General features: G+C 58.7%; 14 protein-coding genes. 9 read left to right on the plus strand and 5 right to left on the minus strand.

Annotated features, from left to right (window positions below; translation table 11 throughout):
* Positions 1-120: 120 nt before the first annotated feature.
* Both QLQ16_RS14705 and QLQ16_RS14710 read right to left on the minus strand, forming a co-directional pair.
* Positions 121-1,749: an SIR2 family protein gene (locus QLQ16_RS14705; RefSeq protein ID WP_283225425.1), complete on the minus strand. Its 1,629-nt coding sequence runs from the start codon at positions 1,747-1,749 to the stop codon at positions 121-123.
* A gap of 244 nt (positions 1,750-1,993) precedes the next feature.
* Positions 1,994-4,753 (minus strand): DNA methyltransferase, encoded by a 2,760-nt coding sequence (locus QLQ16_RS14710; protein ID WP_283225426.1) that lies wholly within the window; start codon positions 4,751-4,753, stop codon positions 1,994-1,996.
* A 268-nt stretch (positions 4,754-5,021) separates the two neighbouring features.
* Between QLQ16_RS14710 and QLQ16_RS14715 the strand changes: the two genes are divergently transcribed.
* The 3 genes from QLQ16_RS14715 to QLQ16_RS14725 all read left to right on the plus strand — a co-directional run bounded on the left by QLQ16_RS14715 (position 5,022) and on the right by QLQ16_RS14725 (position 7,896).
* Positions 5,022-5,828 (plus strand): molybdate ABC transporter substrate-binding protein, encoded by an 807-nt coding sequence (locus tag QLQ16_RS14715; protein ID WP_283225427.1) that lies wholly within the window; start codon positions 5,022-5,024, stop codon positions 5,826-5,828.
* 274 nt (positions 5,829-6,102) lie between these two features.
* Positions 6,103-7,008, plus strand: a complete 906-nt coding sequence (locus QLQ16_RS14720) for a dienelactone hydrolase family protein (protein ID WP_283225428.1) — start codon at positions 6,103-6,105, stop codon at positions 7,006-7,008.
* A 69-nt stretch (positions 7,009-7,077) separates the two neighbouring features.
* Entirely contained in the window at positions 7,078-7,896 is an 819-nt protein-coding gene (locus tag QLQ16_RS14725; protein ID WP_283225429.1) for a ZIP family metal transporter, read from the plus strand.
* Here QLQ16_RS14725 and QLQ16_RS14730 read toward each other — a convergent pair whose 3' ends face one another.
* From QLQ16_RS14730 to QLQ16_RS14740, 3 genes are read right to left on the minus strand one after another with little or no spacing between them, the layout of a single operon-like run.
* Positions 7,897-8,754 (minus strand): sulfurtransferase, encoded by an 858-nt coding sequence (locus tag QLQ16_RS14730; RefSeq protein WP_283225430.1) that lies wholly within the window; start codon positions 8,752-8,754, stop codon positions 7,897-7,899.
* A 13-nt stretch (positions 8,755-8,767) separates the two neighbouring features.
* Positions 8,768-9,655, minus strand: coding sequence for a DMT family transporter (locus QLQ16_RS14735; RefSeq protein ID WP_283225431.1), 888 nt, complete (start codon positions 9,653-9,655; stop codon positions 8,768-8,770).
* 13 nt (positions 9,656-9,668) lie between these two features.
* A complete protein-coding gene (locus tag QLQ16_RS14740; protein WP_283225432.1) occupies positions 9,669-10,796 on the minus strand; it encodes an aromatic ring-hydroxylating oxygenase subunit alpha in 1,128 nt (375 codons plus the stop codon).
* Between the two features lie 244 nt (positions 10,797-11,040).
* Between QLQ16_RS14740 and QLQ16_RS14745 the strand changes: the two genes are divergently transcribed.
* From QLQ16_RS14745 to QLQ16_RS14770, 6 genes are all read left to right on the plus strand, one after another.
* Positions 11,041-11,292, plus strand: a complete 252-nt coding sequence (locus QLQ16_RS14745; RefSeq protein WP_283225433.1) for an exodeoxyribonuclease VII small subunit — start codon at positions 11,041-11,043, stop codon at positions 11,290-11,292.
* On the plus strand, positions 11,289-12,191 hold the full coding sequence (locus QLQ16_RS14750) for a polyprenyl synthetase family protein (protein WP_283225434.1): 903 nt from the start codon (positions 11,289-11,291) through the stop codon (positions 12,189-12,191). Before QLQ16_RS14745 ends, QLQ16_RS14750 begins: the two co-directional genes overlap by 4 nt.
* Before the next feature lie 4 nt (positions 12,192-12,195).
* Positions 12,196-14,043 (plus strand): 1-deoxy-D-xylulose-5-phosphate synthase, encoded by a 1,848-nt coding sequence (gene dxs / locus QLQ16_RS14755; protein ID WP_283225435.1) that lies wholly within the window; start codon positions 12,196-12,198, stop codon positions 14,041-14,043.
* Between the two features lie 185 nt (positions 14,044-14,228).
* Positions 14,229-15,311, plus strand: a complete 1,083-nt coding sequence (locus QLQ16_RS14760; RefSeq protein WP_283225436.1) for a TRAP transporter substrate-binding protein — start codon at positions 14,229-14,231, stop codon at positions 15,309-15,311.
* Positions 15,312-15,507: 196 nt separating this feature from the next.
* Entirely contained in the window at positions 15,508-16,104 is a 597-nt protein-coding gene (locus tag QLQ16_RS14765; RefSeq protein WP_283225437.1) for a TRAP transporter small permease subunit, read from the plus strand.
* Entirely contained in the window at positions 16,104-17,903 is a 1,800-nt protein-coding gene (locus tag QLQ16_RS14770) for a TRAP transporter large permease (protein ID WP_283225438.1), read from the plus strand. The genes QLQ16_RS14765 and QLQ16_RS14770 overlap by 1 nt, the downstream gene beginning before the upstream one ends.
* The last annotated feature ends 61 nt before the right edge of the window (positions 17,904-17,964 follow it).

Below are 17,964 nucleotides of genomic sequence, written 5' to 3' on the forward strand. Positions count from 1 at the left end.
CAGCTTGCTTGAGGAATCCGATGATCTGCTCGTCGGTAAATCGTGTGGTCTTCATATCCGCCATTCTCCAAAATTAGCGGACTCAGTTCCATCGGTTTGGTATGGCTCAGAGGGGGCAGGTCAAGGGTGTCCTTCAACAAACGCTGGCATTAAAAGGTTTGCGTCGAAGTAGAGCTTTTGGGGCAATGTTGCTTTGTGCAGCAAGGTCGTTCGCGGTGCTTGAAACGCTAGTTCAACCGCGAAGCTAATTCGCCCCAATTCGCCAAGCAAAGCCGCTTCTTGCACTGTAGGCCGTTGGAACAGGCTTTCGAGGGTACGTTCAACTCTTTCTCTGTCAAACGCCGTAAGCTTGCTGCCCACCTCCATAAGCACGGGACGGAAGGCTAAGTTATCAGGCGCTTTACCAGCGGCGAAGGCGGCACCTAGGTCCCATCCGCGTCGGTGAATCACCTCGCGAAGAAACATCCCGATTACATCGGCCACGTGCGCGGTAGGTTTCCAGCCCTCTTGCACGTGTGCGCGATTACAGACACTTGTCTTCAGCGTCTCGATTGCATCGTTTAGCGTCGAGGCAACCTCTGGCTCCCCAATCCAACCGAAGCGAGCACCCTTGACTTCTTGGTTTTTGTTCTTCCTGACCAGATCTGCGCTGATAAGCGCCTTCAGCGCTCTATCGACAAGCTGGTTGACTTCCTTTCCCCTAACACCGAGAGCTTTCCTGACTTGCTCGTGGAGGTCAGCTAGGCCAAGTGACTTCGGATGACTCTCTTGCAAGGAGGCGGAGAGCACCCCTTCTATGACAATCTCTCGAAGTGGCGTGTGCTCCGACGCCACGCTCACTCGCGCATAGCAGGCGGCCAGATACTGTTTCGTTGCTGCGTATGGATGCGCTGCTGCAACTACGGTTCTGGCGGGTGTCTTGGTTAGGGATTTCGCGTAGGTCGCAACTCCATCCCAGAGCGCACGATGGTTATCAGCAGTGTCGTATTTCACAACCGTGATGTTGAGGCGATGTGCTTTTTGAATTAGCTCGGACGCGTTTGTCTCGGGAAGGATGGCTAAATGTCGCCCGGGTGCACCTGGGCCGAATCGTTTATCAATTTGTTCAAGTACGTACTTAATCGCAGGGTCGTAAAAGGAAAACCCAAGAAAAAGAACTTGCTTATGAAGGAAGATTTGGGTTAACAGTTCAATGTATGGCGTGCTCTCGAGCAATTGGTTGAACTGGCTTTCTGAGAGCACCATCGACTTCGGGGCCTCAATGCAGCCGTGAATTCTCGCAACGTACAACTCAGTTTCCCAGACCGCAGCCGAAAAGGTCGTGTCACCAAGCTTGTAGTCTCTCGGTGGCTGCTTCTTCGCGTTCACGATGGCCTCGAGTATGGAGCGGTCAAAGTTGGTCGTGAGCGCGCCCTTGAACGGTAACGAAGCGAGCGGCACGAGCGGCTTGCTGTCGTAAGTGCCGAGCAACTTCTTGAGAGTTACATTCTTATTCCCCTCAAGCACTTCACCGGTCAGCCAAAAATAGTCTGCGGCTTTGGTTAGGTCGCCTTTGGCAATGTATTGCAGCATCTGGTTTGCTGTTAGTGCGTCAGTTGCTCGGATCGACTCAGCCATCTGCGATAGGAGCCCCTTCCAATCTGGTAGACCGGCGAGCATCGAAACCCCAGCGCCAGTGAACAGTATTGGCTCACTCGACGCCTCGAAAAATGCCTCTAGTGCATCCGCTATAGGTTCTAATGGTTTCATCATAGGTCTACGCATTTTTTTGACTTCGTGCTACCTGATGCATGCACTTTTTGCGCATTAACTTTGACCAGTCGGAACCAGGGCTTCTTAGGTCGGGAGCGGACTCTGAATCGATCTTTGCTTAACTGCAAAAAATGTTGTGAATACAGCATTCGATTACATGTCCTGATTTTTAGCGAAGGGGTAACTTCCGGTAAAAGGACATTTTGATGACGATACGGAATTAATTTGCTGGGCATCGCTGTCAACTTTCTGCAGATTTAGGTTTTTGTTTTTTCTTGGAGGCCAGCGCAGGCAGCAAGCTGGTGATGCGCTGGTACAGATCGAACAGGAAGGCCACGCGTTCGGCGTCGGAGGCGTAGTTCTTTTTGCCGCCGCTGGGTTGGTAGGCGGCGTCTACGGCGGTGTCTAGTTTTTGGTGGGCCTTGAGCAGGGCCGGAGGCATGGTCAGCGGGTCGTAGAGGTCGGCCAGTGACGAGCTTGCAAATTGGGCGCGGGCGTCGAGGACGCATTGGGCGGCTTGTTCGATGGCGGTGCGGTGTTTGTCGCTGAGTGGCTCGCCAGAGAAGCCGGGCCAGGGGTAGTTGTTGTAGACGATGGTATTGGAGTAGCGGTATCGACTTTCAAGGCGTCCGCATGTGAAACGCATGAAAGCGTTGTGCATGGCGCTGGTCATGACGCCAAAATGGAAAAGTCCCGCATTTGGAATCATTGCATTGGCATTGCCGCAAACAATTGAGGCATCACAAAATCCAATGGGTACGTATGTTCGAGCTTCAGAGCTATGAAGCGGGATCAACAAATAATTACCCTCCGCCGGTTGTCTAATTTCTCCAAAAATTGCAGGTGTTTCACTCAACTCGATGGTTGCCAATTTCGTGCTGGACTTCCGCATTGCTTTTACGGCTTGGATGCGTTTCATTACCTCTGGCATGCTGCGCAGTTCGTTGGGTGGGCAGTCCACTAGCCACAGGCACCAGCGTTGGATGTTGTTGATGAACTCGTCTGCACCCAAAAAAGGGCGAATCCATTTGTCGGCTTGAGGCTCCACCACCAACAGCTCTGTTTTTTCTGCATCTTCCAACAGCAAATTCCCGCCATCGGTGGGTTGGCTGCCTTTCGTCATTTGTGGAACATTGCAAATAGGTTCTCTGCGCTTGGGTAGAAAAACGGTGGGTGCGTCTATCAGGTACGGATTGATGTTTTTTACCGGGACGGCAAGCGGAAGTCCCTTGATGTCTTCGTATTCGTAAATGGTTTTGACGACTTGGTTTTCGTGACCGAAACCCACAATCACGCAATGCACAGCAGCGTTGCCTTTTGCCTCATTGCTCCACTGAAACGTGCGGTGGGCAAAGTGGATATGCATGCCCAGGCGTTGCATCTCGCCCCAAAGCACGGCCACGTGTTCGCCTTGAGTGATGCTGTTGGTCGAGACAAATGCAGCATGCGTTTGATTCCCTTGGCAATACCTTCCTGCCAAGATGTACCAGCCACATACAAAGTCCAAAACACCCGCGCCGTGGATGCCTTGCATCACGGCTGCGAGGTCTGCTTTTTGGTCTTTGCTTTGGTAGCTGTATCCCAAAAACGGCGGATTGCCCAACACATAACTGCACCGCTCCGCTGGCAGCACATCGTTCCAGTCCAGCTGCAGCGCGTTGGCGTGGCGTATTTGTGGTGTGCTTTTGAGCGGGATGCGGGCAAAGTACAGGCCAAACTCCACGCTCACGCGCAGGTTCATTTGGTGGTCCACCAGCCACAGGGCCACTTGGGCAATTTGTGCCGGAAACTCTTCGATCTCGATGCCAAAGAATTGGTCCACGTTCACGCCAATCAGGCCATGCACGTCCACCGTCAGCTGGCCTTTGTGGGCGCTCAGTTCGTGGTCGGCCCGCAGCACTTTCAGCTCCAGCTCGCGCAGTTCGCGGTAGCTGATCACCAAGAAGTTGCCGCACCCACAGGCTGGGTCAAAAAACGTCAGTTGTCGCAGCTTTTTGTGAAACTCAAACAGCTTGTTGCGGTGGCCCTTCACGCGTTCAAATTCGGCGTGCAGTTCGTCCAGAAACAGCGGCTTGATGAGCTTGAGGATGTTGGCCTCAGACGTGTAGTGCGCACCCAGGTTGCGGCGGGCCTTCTCGTCCATGATGCTTTGGAACAGGCTGCCAAAAATCGCCGGGCTGATGGCCGACCAGTCGAGCGCGCAGGCGTCCAGCAGGGCTTCGCGCATGGCGGTGCTGAAGTCGGCCATGGGCAGGGTTTCTTCAAACAGGCGGCCGTTGATGTACGCAAACTGGCCCAGCTGTTCGTCGATGTTTTTGCTGCGCTGGCTCTCGTGCGTGTTGAGCACCTGAAACAGTTGCCCCAGGCGCGGCCCCAGGTCCGAGCCGTCGGGCGCGGTGCGTTCTTCCACAAAGTCTCTGAACGATTGCGCGGGCTGAAAGATGCCGGTGTCGTCGGCAAACAAACAAAACAGCAGGCGCACCAGCAGCACCTCGAGCGCGTGGCCGCTGTAGCCACTGGCTTTCAGGGCGTCGTGCAGGCGGCCCATGCGTTCGGCGGCCTTGATGTTGACCGGGTCTTCCGAACGAATGTCTTGCACCTTGTAGCCCGCCAGCAGGCCAAAGAGCTTGACGTGTTTGTGCAGGTGCTTGAGTTCAAACTCCACCGTCTCGCCGGTGGCCAGGCGCCGCACCCGAAAGCGGGCAAAGTCGCACACCACCACCAGCTGGGGCAGGTCGCGCTCGGGCAGGTTGTGCAGGTAGCCAATGGCTTGGTCCACCGCGTCGTCCAGGCTTTTGCCGCGCGACTTGTGCTCCACCAACAGCACACCGGGCCAAAACAGGTCCACAAAGCCTTGCGCGCCGCCGAGCTTTTTGACGTTCAGCTCAAAGGTGGCGACGCGTTTGTTGGTGATGCCAAAGATTTCAAAGAAATCGATCCAAAAGGGCTTGGCTTGGCTGTCCTCGTTGCAGGCGTCGGCCCAGGTTTTGCTGAAAAGCAATGCCCTGGATTTGATTCCGTTCCAATTAAGACCCATTTGGTACTCACAAAATGAGCTGGGATCGTAACTGAAAGTATTCGGTTTTCTGGCGGGATGAGTGCTGGAGGTGTAACGGTATGGGGTGTGGCCTGGCTCATACAGGCCCCAAGGGTGCAGCAGCTGCCTCTATGCAAAGCATTTCCTACCGTGTCTTCACGTATGGCACAGGCCCCGGGGCTGGGTAGCATCGGTTTTATCCTTTTGACCTTTTTGAGCCTGCGAGATCACCATGCGATTGACCACCACTGCTTTGCTGACGACCAGTTTGCTCACCGCCTGCGCCATGCCCCAAACACCTTTGAGCCCCGAACCCATCGCCGTGGTGGCGGCGGGCAGCTTGCGCGAGGCGATGACTGAAATTGCCAGCGCGCACGAGGCCCGCACCGGGCAAAAACTGGCCTTGTCTTTTGCGGCCTCTGGCCTGCTGCGCGAGCGCATCGAAAAGGGCGAGGCGGCCCAAGTGTTCGCCTCGGCCGACATGGGGCATCCGCAAAAGCTGGCTGACGCCGGCAGCTGGAGCCCGCCCCGCGTGTTTGTGCGCAATCAGCTGTGCGCGCTCACCCAAGCCAACCTCAACTTGACGCCCGAGCGTTTGCTGGGCGCTTTGCTCGATCCGGCCGTGCGTGTGGGCGCCAGCACCCCCAAGGCCGACCCGGCCGGTGACTATGCTTGGGCGTTGTTTCGCCGGGCCGATGCATTGAGCGCGGGCGCTTACGCCGCGCTGGACCGCAAGGCATTGCAGTTGACCGGTGGCCCCACATCGCCCAAACCACCCGCTGGTCGCGGCACTTATGCGTGGGTCATGGACCAGGGGCAGGCCGATGTCTTTCTGACCTATTGCACCAATGCCGTGGCGGCACAACAAGAGGTGCCGCGCTTGAAGATCGTGTCGGTGCCAACCCATTTGCAGGTGTCTGCAGACTACGGCCTCACCGTGCGCCGTGGCGCCCACCCGGCGGCACAAGCCTTCGCCGACGCTTTGCTTGCGCCAAGCGCTCAGGCGGTGTTTGCACGGTATGGGTTTGGGAGTCCTTGAATTTGAGCCCTGATATGGTGGGTTGTGATCTGTTTGTAAGATCGATGAAATGCCATGTATAGAATTTGCACCAAGGCATAGCCTACGAGGTTACCCAATTTGGTAGCCGACAATAGCCCGCGAAAGCGGGCTTTTGCTTTTCTTGAACCTGGAGTTTTGCTTTCCCAGCAAGCCATTTCCCTAGGGCCGGCAGGCATCAAGCATCAGCGACTTGCACTTCAAGTGACCATTTGTGCAAAGATCGCCGTTTCAAAAACACCTCAAGGAGACCTTTGTGAACCACGATCTGATTGAAGATGCCCAGGCTTTGCTGGGCAAGAACGCGTTCGAGGGCAGCACGCGCCGTCAGGCTTTGCAGCTGGCGCTGGGGGCCGGAGTGGGTGTGGGTTACGCCGCTGCGGCGGGCACGGTGATGGCGCAAACCGCGATCAAGACGCCTTCGACCGGCCTGGTCTCGGGCGAGGTGACCATCGATGTGAATGGCTTCAAGATGCCCGCTTACCGCAGTGCGCCTGCGGGCAAGACCAACTTGCCGGTGGTGTTGGTGATCTCCGAAATCTTTGGCGTGCACGAGTACATCGCCGATGTCACGCGCCGCTTGGCGCAGGCCGGTTACATGGCCATTGCCCCCGAGCTGTTTGTGCGCCAGGGCGACCCGAGCGAATACGGCGAGATCGCCAAGTTGCAGTCCGAAATCATTGCCAAGGTGCCCGACGCGCAGGTGATGGGCGACCTGGACGCCACCGTGGCCTGGGCCGCTGCCAACGGTGGCAACACCGACAAGCTGGCGATCACCGGTTTTTGCTGGGGTGGCCGCATCACTTGGCTGTATGCCGCGCACCAGCCCAAGCTCAAGGCGGGCGTGGCCTGGTATGGCCGCTTGGTGGGCGCTGCCACACCCCAGACGCCACAGCACCCTGTGGCGCTGGCCGCGCAAATCAAGGCGCCGGTGCTGGGCCTGTATGGCGCGGCCGACACGGGCATCCCCCTTGACAGTGTTGATAAGATGAAAGCCGAACTGGCCAAGAGCTCAGCGGCTGGCAAGGCAAGCGAGTTTGTGGTTTATCCTGAGGCCCCGCACGCTTTTCATGCCGACTACCGGCCCAGCTTCCGCCAGGCGGCGGCCGAGGACGGTTGGCAGCGCTTGCTGGCCTGGCTCAAGCGTCAAGGCGTGGCCTGATGAACACATGAAAAACCGCCCTTCGGGGCGGTTTGTTTTGGCGGTGGTGCAAACACCGCGGATGGAAAAATGACTCTTTTGGCAATTTTGATCGGGACCCTGGTGGCGGGTATTGGCAGCGTCTGGCTGGCCGCGTGGCTGAGCTTTGGCGTGATCAGCCGCTACACCCAGCACATGCTCAGCCTGGCGGCGGGCGCTTTGCTGGCCACCGCGTTCTTGCATCTCTTGCCCGAGGCCTTCGAGGCGGGCGTGCCCCCACAGGCTTTGTTTTTGACTTTGCTTTTGGGCTTGGTTTTTTTCTTTTTGCTCGACAAGGCCGAGCTGTGGCACCACGGGCATGAGCATCACCATGGGCACCACGATCATGGCCATGCGGGTGCGGACCATGCAGGTCACGACCACCATGCGCACCATCACCACGCGCATGGCGAGCGCACCGCTGGGCATTGGGCGGTGTTGGCCGGTGACAGCGTGCATTGCTTTGGCGACGGCATCTTGATCGCCTCGGCCTTCATGGCCGACTTGCAGCTGGGCGTGATTGCCTCACTGGCCGTGCTGGCGCACGAGGTGCCGCACCACATGGGCGACTTGGTCGTCTTGCGTCAGGGCAGCAGCAACCGCCGCGCAGCGGTCGTCAAGGTGTCGATGGCGGGCGCCATCACGGCGCTGGGTGGCGCGGTGGGCTATGTGCTGGTCGACGCCTTGCACGGCGCCTTGCCCTACTTCTTGGTGGTGGCCAGCAGCAGCTTCATCTATGTGGCGCTGGCCGACTTGATCCCCCAACTCCAAAAACGCCTGAGCGCCCAAGAGACCGTGTCTCAAATCATCTGGCTCATCGGCGGCATGGCCATGGTCATGGCCGTGAGCCACCTGGCCCACACCGGTTGATCAGCCCTTGGCGCAGGGCAGGCCTGCGGTGCGGCTCCATTCGCTCCAGCTGCCGGCATACAGGGCTGTGGGGCCGTAGCCGGCCAGTTCCATGGCGATCAGGTTGGGCACGGCGCTGACGCCGCTGCCGCAGTGGTGCACCACGGTGCTGGCGCTGCGGCCTGCCAAGACTTGGTCCCACTCGGCCTTGAGGGCTTCGGGGCTTTTGAAGAAGCCTTCGGGGGTGAAGTTGTCGGTGAAGGGGCGGTTGAGTGCGCCGGGAATGTGGCCTGCAATCGGGTCCAAGGGCTCGACTTCGCCACGGTAGCGCGGTGCGCCTCGGGCATCGACCACGGTTTGCGCGGGGCGGCCCAAGTCGGCCACCACTTTGTCGGTGAAGACCAGTTCGCGCAGCGCGGGGCGCACTTCAAAGCTTGTTGCAGTGGGTTGGGCTGCGGCGCCTGACGCGACAGCGCCGCCAGCGGCTTTCCAGGCTTGCAGGCCGCCGTCGAGCACGGCCACGGCGTCGTGCCCCAGCCATTTGAGCATCCACCACAAACGGCCGCAGTAGTTGCCGGCTTGGCGGTCGTACACCACCACTTGGGTGGCGTTGCCCACGCCTTGGCTGCCCAGCCAGGCGGCCACTTTTTCGCGGGCGGGCAATGGGTGGCGGCCGCCATTGACGGCGTCTGCGTCGTGGTGGGCGCTGAGGTTGCGGTCCAGGTGCGCTTGCAGGGCGCCGGCCATGTGCTCTGTTTCAAACATGCTGTCGGCCATTTCGGGCTTCATAAGGTCCGAGCTGCAGTCGAAAACGACCACGTTTTGGCCAGACTGCTTCAAGGCTTGCAGTTGGGCGGCGGTGATGAGCAAGGGGTGCATGGTGGCTCCTGTGTCAGTGTTCTTCGGCGGGGGCTTGGGGCAGGGCGCGTTTGCGCAAGGCGGTGGCGGCGATGCCGCTGGCGATGATCAGGGCCATGCCGGCCCAGCCGATCAGCGGGATCACATCGCCAAACAAAAGCAGGCCATACAGCGCCGCAAACACGATGCCCGAGTATTGCAAATTGGCCACCAGCATGGTGGCGCCTCGGGTGTAGGCCTTGGTCATGCACAGCTGGCCCAGCGCGGCCAAGAGGCCAATGGGCAAGAGCCACAGCACTTGGGGCCAGACCCATTCGCTGGCGCCGGTGAACAGCATGGCCGTGCCACCCACAATGGTGGTGCCGATTGAGAAATAAAACACGGTGCGCGACTCGGGCTCGCCCATGCGGCCGAGGGCTGCCACTTGCATGTAGGCCAGCGCCGCGCCCAGGCCCGAGAGCAAGCCGATGACACCGGCAAACAGCTGGTTTTGCTCGATGGTGGGTCGCAAGATCATGATCACACCGGCAAAGCCCGAGAGCACCGTGAGCACCACAGGGCCTTGGCGGCTGGCGTCTTGCAAGCGGCCCATGACCAAGGTGCCGCCCACCAAAAAGGCCGCCACCCAAACGCCGCTCATGTAGTTGAGCGTCATGGCGGTGGCCAGGGGCAGGTGGGCGATGGCGTAGAACCAGGCCGACAAGGACATCACGCCAATGATGGAGCGCCAAACATGCATCAGCGGCACGGGCGTGCGGATGGACACGCCTTGTGCGCGGCACAGGCTGGCCATGATGACCATGCCGATCAGGCCCCGGTAAAAGACCAGCTCAAAGGTGTGGAAGTGGCCAGACGCGAATTTGATGCAGACACTCATGGTCGCAAAAAACAGCGACGCAAGGATCATCCAGGAAGCTTGCATCGTGGCCTTGCGCTCAGAGGGTGTTCATTTGACGGCGGTACCACTCGTGGAAGTGTTGCATGCCGTCTTCCATGGGGCTTTGGTAGGGACCCACTTCGTTGTCGCCCCGCGCCAGCAGGGCTTTGCGGCCCGCGTCCATGCGCTCGGCGATCTCGTCGTCCTCGATGCACGTTTCCATGTAGGCCGCTTGCTGGGCTTCGACGAACTCGCGCTCAAACGCGACGATTTCTTCGGGGTAGTAGAACTCGACCATGTTGAGGGTCTTGTTCGGGCTGATTGGGTGCAGGGTCGAGACCGTCAGCACATGCGGGTACCACTCGACCATGATGTGCGGGTAATAGGTCAGCCAAATCGCGCCCCGCTCGGGCAGTTGGCCGTTGCGGTATTTCAGCAGCACCTCGTGCCATGTTTTGTAGGTGTCGGAGCCGGGCTTGCCAAAGCCACCCGACACGCCCACGGTCTGCACCGAGTAGTGCTCTTTGAACTCCCAGCTCAGGTCGTCACACGTCACGAACTGGCCCAGCCCCGGGTGGAAAGGGCCGACGTGGTAGTCCTCCAGATAGACCTCGATGAAGGTCTTCCAGTTGTAGTTGCACTCGTGCAGCTCGACGCGGTCAAGCGCGTAGCCCGAAAAGTCCAGCTGGCTGCGCGGGCCCATACCGGCCAAATCGGCGGCGATGTCGCGGCCATTGTCTTCAAACAGCAGGCCGTTCCACTCTTGCAGCTTGTAGTTGTTGAGGTTCAGGCAGGGGTCGTGCGAGAAATGCGGTGCGCCCAGCAACTCGCCCTTGGGCGAGTAGGTCCAGCGGTGCAGGGGGCAGACGATGTTGCCACCGGCGCTGCCTTTTTGTTGGGTTTGCAAGTTGCCACGGCCATTGAGCATGACGGCTTGGCGGTGGCGGCAGACGTTGGAGACGAGCTCGACCCCGCCTTGGGCGTTGCGCACCAAGGCGCGGCCTTCGCCCTCGTGGGGCAGGGCGTAGTAGTCGCCCGGGTGGGGCACCGACAGCTGGTGGCCCACGTAGCGGGGGCCTTGCTGGAAGAGCGTTTTCAATTCGCGCTGGAACAGCGCCTCATCGAAATAAGTGGAAACTGGTAGTTGGCTTGCGGCCTGCTGCAGTTGAAGACTTAAATCAGACATGGGTGACCTGACCTAGAGACTCCCCCTATGAAGGGGCAGGGACAAAGCGCCAAATCCGAAGATCGGGGCGCAAAAAACGGCAGGAACAGGCCTGCCGGGGAACCGGCGATTGTACCCGCTGGGCCATGGCTTGCCCCGCAGCGGTGCATCAGCACATGCGGGGCTGATTTGTCCTTGATGCAGGCATGGCTGTCAGTTTGGCTCAGGGGAAGCGCCTAAAATCGGTCTTTTTTGCGGACACCCCATGCCCAAGGCTTCCAAACCCGAGACTTCTGACGCTGCCCAGGCCCTGCCGGCCACTTACGAGGCGGCATTGTCGGAGCTGGAGCAACTGGTGGCGCAGCTCGAGTCGGGCCAAATGCCCTTGGACCAGTTGCTCACGGGCTACCAGCGCGGGGCCAGCTTGCTGGGCTTTTGCCGCGACAAGCTGCAGGCGGTGGAAGACCAAATCAAGGTGCTGGACAACGGCCAACTCAAACCCTGGACTGGCGCATGAGCGGCTCATTTGACTTGAAAGCCTGGATGCAGCCGCATCTGGCGCGTGTGGAAGTGGCCCTGGCCGAGGGCATTGCCCAGCCTTCACCGGCCGATTTGGGCGAGGCCATGCGCTACGCCGTGCTGGACGGCGGCAAACGCCTGCGCCCCTTGCTGGTGCTGGCCACGGCCGAGGCGGTGGGCGGCGACATGGCCGCGGCCTTGCGCGCAGCCTGCGCCATCGAGCTGATCCATGCTTACTCATTGGTGCACGACGACATGCCCTGCATGGACAACGACGTGCTGCGCCGGGGCAAGCCCACGGTGCATGTGCAGTTTGGTGAGGCCCAGGCCTTGCTGGCGGGCGATGCTTTGCAGACCCTGGCGTTTGAACTTCTCACCCCACAAGACGGCAGCGTGAGCCCTCAGGTGCAAGCCGCCTGTGTGGGTTTGCTCGCCCGTGCTTCGGGCTACCAGGGCATGGCCGGCGGCCAGGCGATCGATCTGGCCAGCGTGGGCCACCGCTTGACCGAGGCGCAGCTGCGCCAGATGCACCGCCTCAAAACCGGGGCCTTGCTGCTGTGCAGCGTGCAGATGGGCGCGGCCTGCGGCGCGGCGGTGTTGGCCACGGCGCATGCAGCCTTGCAGCAGTTTGGCGAGGCCATGGGCCTGGCGTTTCAAGTGGTCGACGACATCTTGGACGTGACGGCCGACTCGGCCACCCTGGGCAAGACGGCGGGCAAAGACGCCGCTGCCGACAAACCCACTTATGTGGCGCTGATGGGCCTGGCGCCCGCACAGCGCCTGGCCGACGAGCTGGCGGCGCAAGCCGCGCAAGCTTTGCAAGACACCGATTTGCCCACTGAACGCCTGGCCGCTTTGCGCGCCCTGTGCGACATGGTGGTGCAACGCACCCATTGAAGCCATGAGCGAATTTCTCCACGCCATCCAGTCACCGGCCGATTTGCGCCAGATTCCGCGCAGCGATTTGCCCACCGTGGCCAACGAGCTGCGCGCATGCGTGCTCGACAACGTGTCCAAAACCGGCGGCCACCTGAGCTCGAACCTGGGCACGGTGGAGCTGACGCTGGCGCTGCATTACGTGTTCAACACGCCCGAAGACCGCATCGTGTGGGACGTGGGGCACCAGACCTATCCGCACAAAATTTTGACGGGCCGCCGCGAGCGCATGCCCACGCTGCGCCAGCTCAACGGTTTGTCGGGCTTTCCGCGCCGCGACGAGAGCGAATACGACACCTTTGGTGTGGGCCACTCGTCCACCAGCATTTCGGCGGCGCTGGGCATGGCGCTGGCTGCGCGGCAAAAGGGCGAGTCACGCCATTCGATCGCTGTGATTGGCGACGGCGCGATGACCGCCGGCATGGCTTTTGAAGCGCTCAACAACGCGGGCGTCGAAGAGTGCAAGCTGCTGGTGATCCTGAACGACAACGACATGTCGATCAGCCCGCCGGTGGGCGCTTTGAACCGCTACCTGGCGCAGCTGATGAGCGGCAAGTTTTATTCGGCCGCCAAAAATGTGGGCAAGAACGTGCTCAAGAACGCACCGCCCTTGTTCGAGCTGGCCAAGCGCCTCGAAGAACACGCCAAGGGCATGGTGGTGCCGGCCACCTTGTTTGAGAAATTTGGCTTCAACTACATCGGCCCCATCGATGGGCACGATCTGGAGTCGCTGATCCCGACGCTGGAAAACATCAAGCACCTGGACGGTCCGCAGTTCTTGCATGTGGTGACCAAAAAAGGCCAAGGCTACAAGCTGGCCGAGGCCGATCCGGTGGCCTACCACGGGCCCGGCAAGTTCGACCCTGCGGTGGGTCTGGTGCCATCGACCACCCCCGCCAAAACCACTTTCACGCAGGTGTTTGGCCAGTGGCTGTGCGACATGGCGCAGCAAGACCAGCGCTTGGTGGGCATCACGCCCGCCATGCGCGAGGGCTCGGGCATGGTGGAGTTCCACCGCCGCTTTCCCGATCGCTATTACGACGCGGGCATTGCCGAGCAGCATGCCGTCACGTTTGCGGCAGGCATGGCCTGCGAAGGCCTCAAGCCGGTGGTGGCGATTTACTCGACCTTCTTGCAGCGGGCCTATGACCAGCTGATCCACGATGTGGCTTTGCAAAACCTGCCGGTGGTGTTTGCCATCGACCGCGCAGGACTTGTGGGTGCCGATGGCGCCACACACGCAGGCGCCTACGACATCGCTTTCATTCGCTGCATCCCCAACATGAGCCTGGCTTGCCCCGCCGACGAGCGCGAGTGCCGCCAGCTGCTGAGCACGGCTTATGCGCAAAACCACCCGGTGGCGGTGCGTTACCCACGGGGTGCGGGCGTGGGCGCTGTGCCCGATGCCGACCTGAACCCTCTGCCTTTGGGCAAAGCCGAAATCCGCCGACAAGGCCAAGGCATCGCCATCTTGGCTTTTGGTTCTTTGCTGGCGCCTGCTTTGAAGGCCGCCGAGGCCCTGAACGCCACGGTGGTCAACATGCGTTGGGTCAAACCGCTGGACACCGAGCTGCTGGCGCAGGTGGCCCAAGACCACCCCCAACTGGTCACGCTCGAAGAAGGCAGCATCATGGGCGGCGCAGGCAGCGCCGTGACCGAGGCCTTGCAGCAGCTGGGCTTGGTGCGGCCGGTTTTGCAACTGGGCTTGCCCGATGTGTTCATCGAGCACGGCGACCACGCCCAACTGCTGGCCGCTCAGGGGCTGGACGCGGCGGGCATCGAAGCGTCCATCCGCCAGCGCTTTGCCTTGTGAAACGATTTCAAACCTTTTGAATTCGTTTCAGCTTGGGCTGCAAGCTCGCATTGATGGGGGTTTTGACAGATTCGAGAGGGTAATCCCCAACGGGTTGGCCTGTTTGGAGTTCCTACAATAGCCGCTGACTCGAAACCACCCGTGGTTTTCGGGGCTTGTTTGCAATCTTCAACAGGAGTTACTCCATGGATCGTCGTTCCATTATCAAAAACGCTGGCTTGGCCGGTGTGTTGGCTGCCGGTGCTGCACCTGCGCTTGTCCACGCTCAGGCCAACCTGCGTTGGCGCCTCACTTCTGCCTTCCCCAAGGCACTGGACACCATTTACGGTGCGGCCGAAACTTTCGCAAAGAAAGTCAAAGAACTGTCCGGTGGCAAGTTTGAAATTTCTGTGCACGCTGCAGGCGAATTGGTGCCAACACCCGGCTTGGTGGATGCTGTCAAGAACGGCACCGTGGAAATGGGCCACACAGCGCCTTACTACTACTTCGGCAAAGACGAAACTTTCGCCTTGGGTTGCGCCATTCCTTTTGGTCTGAACAGCCGCCAAATGTCTGCTTGGATGTATGACGGCAACGGCTTGAAGCTGATGCGTGAGTTCTACAAGCAGTACGACATCATGAGCTTCCCCATGGGCAACACAGGCGCCCAAATGGGTGGTTGGTTCCGCAAGGAAATCAAGACCGTCAACGATTACAAAGGCTTGAAATTCCGCGTGGGCGGTTTTGCTGGCAAAGTGATTGAGCGTTTGGGCGGTGTGCCCCAAAACATTCCTGGCGGCGAGATTTACCAAGCGCTGGAAAAAGGCACGATCGATGCCGCCGAGTGGGTGGGTCCATACGACGACCAGAAGCTGGGCTTCTTCAAAGTGGCGCCTTTCTACCACTACCCAGGCTGGTGGGAAGGTGGTCCTCAGCTGGACTTGTACATCAACCAAAAAGCTTATGACAGCCTGTCGCCCGAGTACAAAGCCATTGTGGAATGTGCAGCTGCCTACGCCCACACCGAAATGCAAGCCAAGTACGATGCCCGTAACCCTGGTGCTTTGAAGCAACTTGTGGCCAACAAAGCCAAACTGGTTGCCTTCCCCAAGCCTGTGATGGATGCGGCCTTCAAAGAGTCCATGGCGCTGTACAGCGAGTTGTCGGCCAAAAACCCCAACTGGAAAAAAGTCTACGAAGACTATTCCAAGTTCCGTGCCGAGTCCAACCTGTGGTTCCGCTTCACCGAAGCGCGTTTCGACAGCTTCATGCAAGGCGCTAAGCTGTAATCAACGACATAGGCACTGTCTTTGACAGTGCCCTCTCGATGAGACGAACCCCATCCTGTAAAAAGGTTGGGGTTTTTTGTTTTTTGAAATAGCTTCACCCCACTTGGGTAAATTTCAAGTCATCACGGTTTACCCCGCAGGGGAATTCACTTACAGCGACTTACAATCGCGCCTGATTCAAACAACGGAGATGCCAATGGGCTTCCTACAACAGTGTTCTCACTGGATTGACGCGCTCAATCTGAAGGTGGGCAAATTCACAGGCTGGCTGATCTTGGTGACCACGGCCATCAGCGCTGGCAATGCGATTGTTCGCAAAATTTTCGATACGAGTTCCAACGCCTTGTTGGAAATTCAGTGGTATTTGTTTGCGGGTGTGTTTTTGCTGGGCGCCGGTTACGGCTTGCTGCGCAATTCGCATGTGCGCATTGACTTCATTTCAAGCCGACTGACCGATCGCGCCCGCAATTGGATTGACTTTTGGGGCTTCGCCTTAGTGTTGACACCCTTTTGCTTGATCTCGATTTATCTGTCCTGGCCCTTGTTTGTTCAGGCCTTGGTGAGCGGCGAGATGTCTCAAAACGCGGGTGGCTTGGTTCGTTGGCCAGCGTACGCTTTGATTCCTCTGGGCTTTTTCCTGTTGCAGTTGCAAGGCCTGTCAGAGATGGTCAAGCGTTGGGCTTTCCTGCAGGGACAGGGCCCCGATGTGTTGTCCACAGAAGAAGCACTCTCGGACGACCAGAAGCGTGCCGCTGAACTCGAAAAAATGACCCAAGCACAGGGAGACCGTTGATGGAAGCCTCGTTCCTCGCACAACAATTTGTGCCGCTCATGTTTGTGGGCCTGTTCATTCTTTTGCTGACGGGCTTTCCCGTGGCATTTGCTTTGGCCGCTTGCGGCTTGGGTTTTGGTTTTATTGGTATGGAGGCTGGTTTGTTCCCCGCATCCATGTTCCAGGCTTTGCCCTTGCGGATCTTCGGGATCATGCAAAACGACACGCTTTTGGCGATCCCATTTTTTACCTTCATGGGCATCATTCTTGAACGCTCAGGCATGGCCGAAGATTTGCTGGAAACCGTCGGTCAGGTCTTTGGACCCGTTCGCGGTGGTGTGGCCATTGCGGTCATTTTGGTAGGTGCCTTGTTGGCAGCCACCACGGGTGTTGTCGCCGCAGCCGTCATTTCGATGGGCTTGATTTCCCTGCCCATCATGCTGCGATACGGCTACAGCCGCACCATTGCGACTGGCACCATCACGGCATCTGGCACTTTGGCGCAAGCCATTCCCCCATCTTTGGTGCTGATTGTGTTGGCTGACCAATTGGGTCGCTCGGTGGGTGACATGTATGCCGGCGCTTTGATCCCCGGTTTGTTGTTGGTTGGTTTGTACATTCTGTTCATTGTGGTGGTGGCGCTCGTCAAGCCTGACATGGTGCCGGCATTGCCACCCGAAGCACGCATTTACCGTGAAGACAATGGCGCCTCGGGTCACCGCTCCTTGCTGATCTTGTTGGCCTTGTGTGCTGTGATTGGTTATGGATGGGCTCAGGTCCACGACCAAATCATTGGTGGCATTACGGGGCGCACGCAGCCTGCTGCTGGAGATGAAATCATCATCATGTCGATGACGGTGGCCTCCTTGACGGGCTTGGCCCTGTCCATCGTCAACCGTGTCACCAAAATGGGTTTGCTTTCCAAGTTGGCAGAGCAAGTCACATTTGTGCTGATGCCTCCGCTGATCCTGATCTTCTTGGTCTTAGGAACCATTTTCTTGGGCGTGGCGACACCGACTGAAGGTGGTGCCATGGGGGCCTTGGGTGCCGTGGTGCTGGCCTTGGTCAAGCGCAAGTTTTCCATGGACCTGACGCGTCAAGCGCTCGACAGCACAGCCAAACTGGCTTCATTTGTGTTGTTCATTTTGATTGGTTCGACGGTGTTCAGTTTCACTTTCAATGCGGCCGATGGTCACATTTGGGTGGAGCACTTGTTCAAGGACATGCCTGGTGGCGCGATTGGCTTCTTGATCGTTGTCAACCTCTTGATCTTCATTTTGGGTTGCTTCATCGATTTCTTTGAAATTGCCTTCATCGTGATCCCCTTGTTGGCCCCAGTTGCTGAAAAGATTTTGCCCGGCATGGTGCCTGGCATGACACCTGATCAGGCCATGATTTGGTTTGGCGTGATCATTGCCATGAACTTGCAAACGTCCTTTTTGACGCCGCCATTTGGCTTTGCGCTGTTCTATTTGCGCAGTGTGGCGCCCAAGAACGATTACAAAGACCGCGTCACTGGGGCTTTGATTCCATCGGTCAAAACCACTGAAATCTACAAGGGCTCGATCGCTTTCATCGGTCTTCAGTTGATCATGGTGGCTGCCGTCATAATGTATCCCGGCTTGGTCACAGGCGGCATGGAAGAGGGTACCAAACTCGATGCCAGTGAGGTGATGCAGCAATTGGAAAGCTCTTCCAATGCGGGTGAGACAGGTGCCGGCGATGCGCTCAAACCCAATGATTCTGCAGAAGACGCCAACAGCCAGAAGTCGGATGACGATGCGCTCAAAGCGTTGATGGGCACAGAGCCTAAAAAGTAAGACACTTTTCTTTTCGCCACAAAAAACCGCGCCAAGGCGCGGTTTTTTGCATTTTGAACCC

The organism is Limnohabitans lacus (assembly GCF_030053395.1).
GTDB classification, from domain to species: Bacteria; Pseudomonadota; Gammaproteobacteria; order Burkholderiales; family Burkholderiaceae_C; genus Limnohabitans_A; species Limnohabitans_A lacus.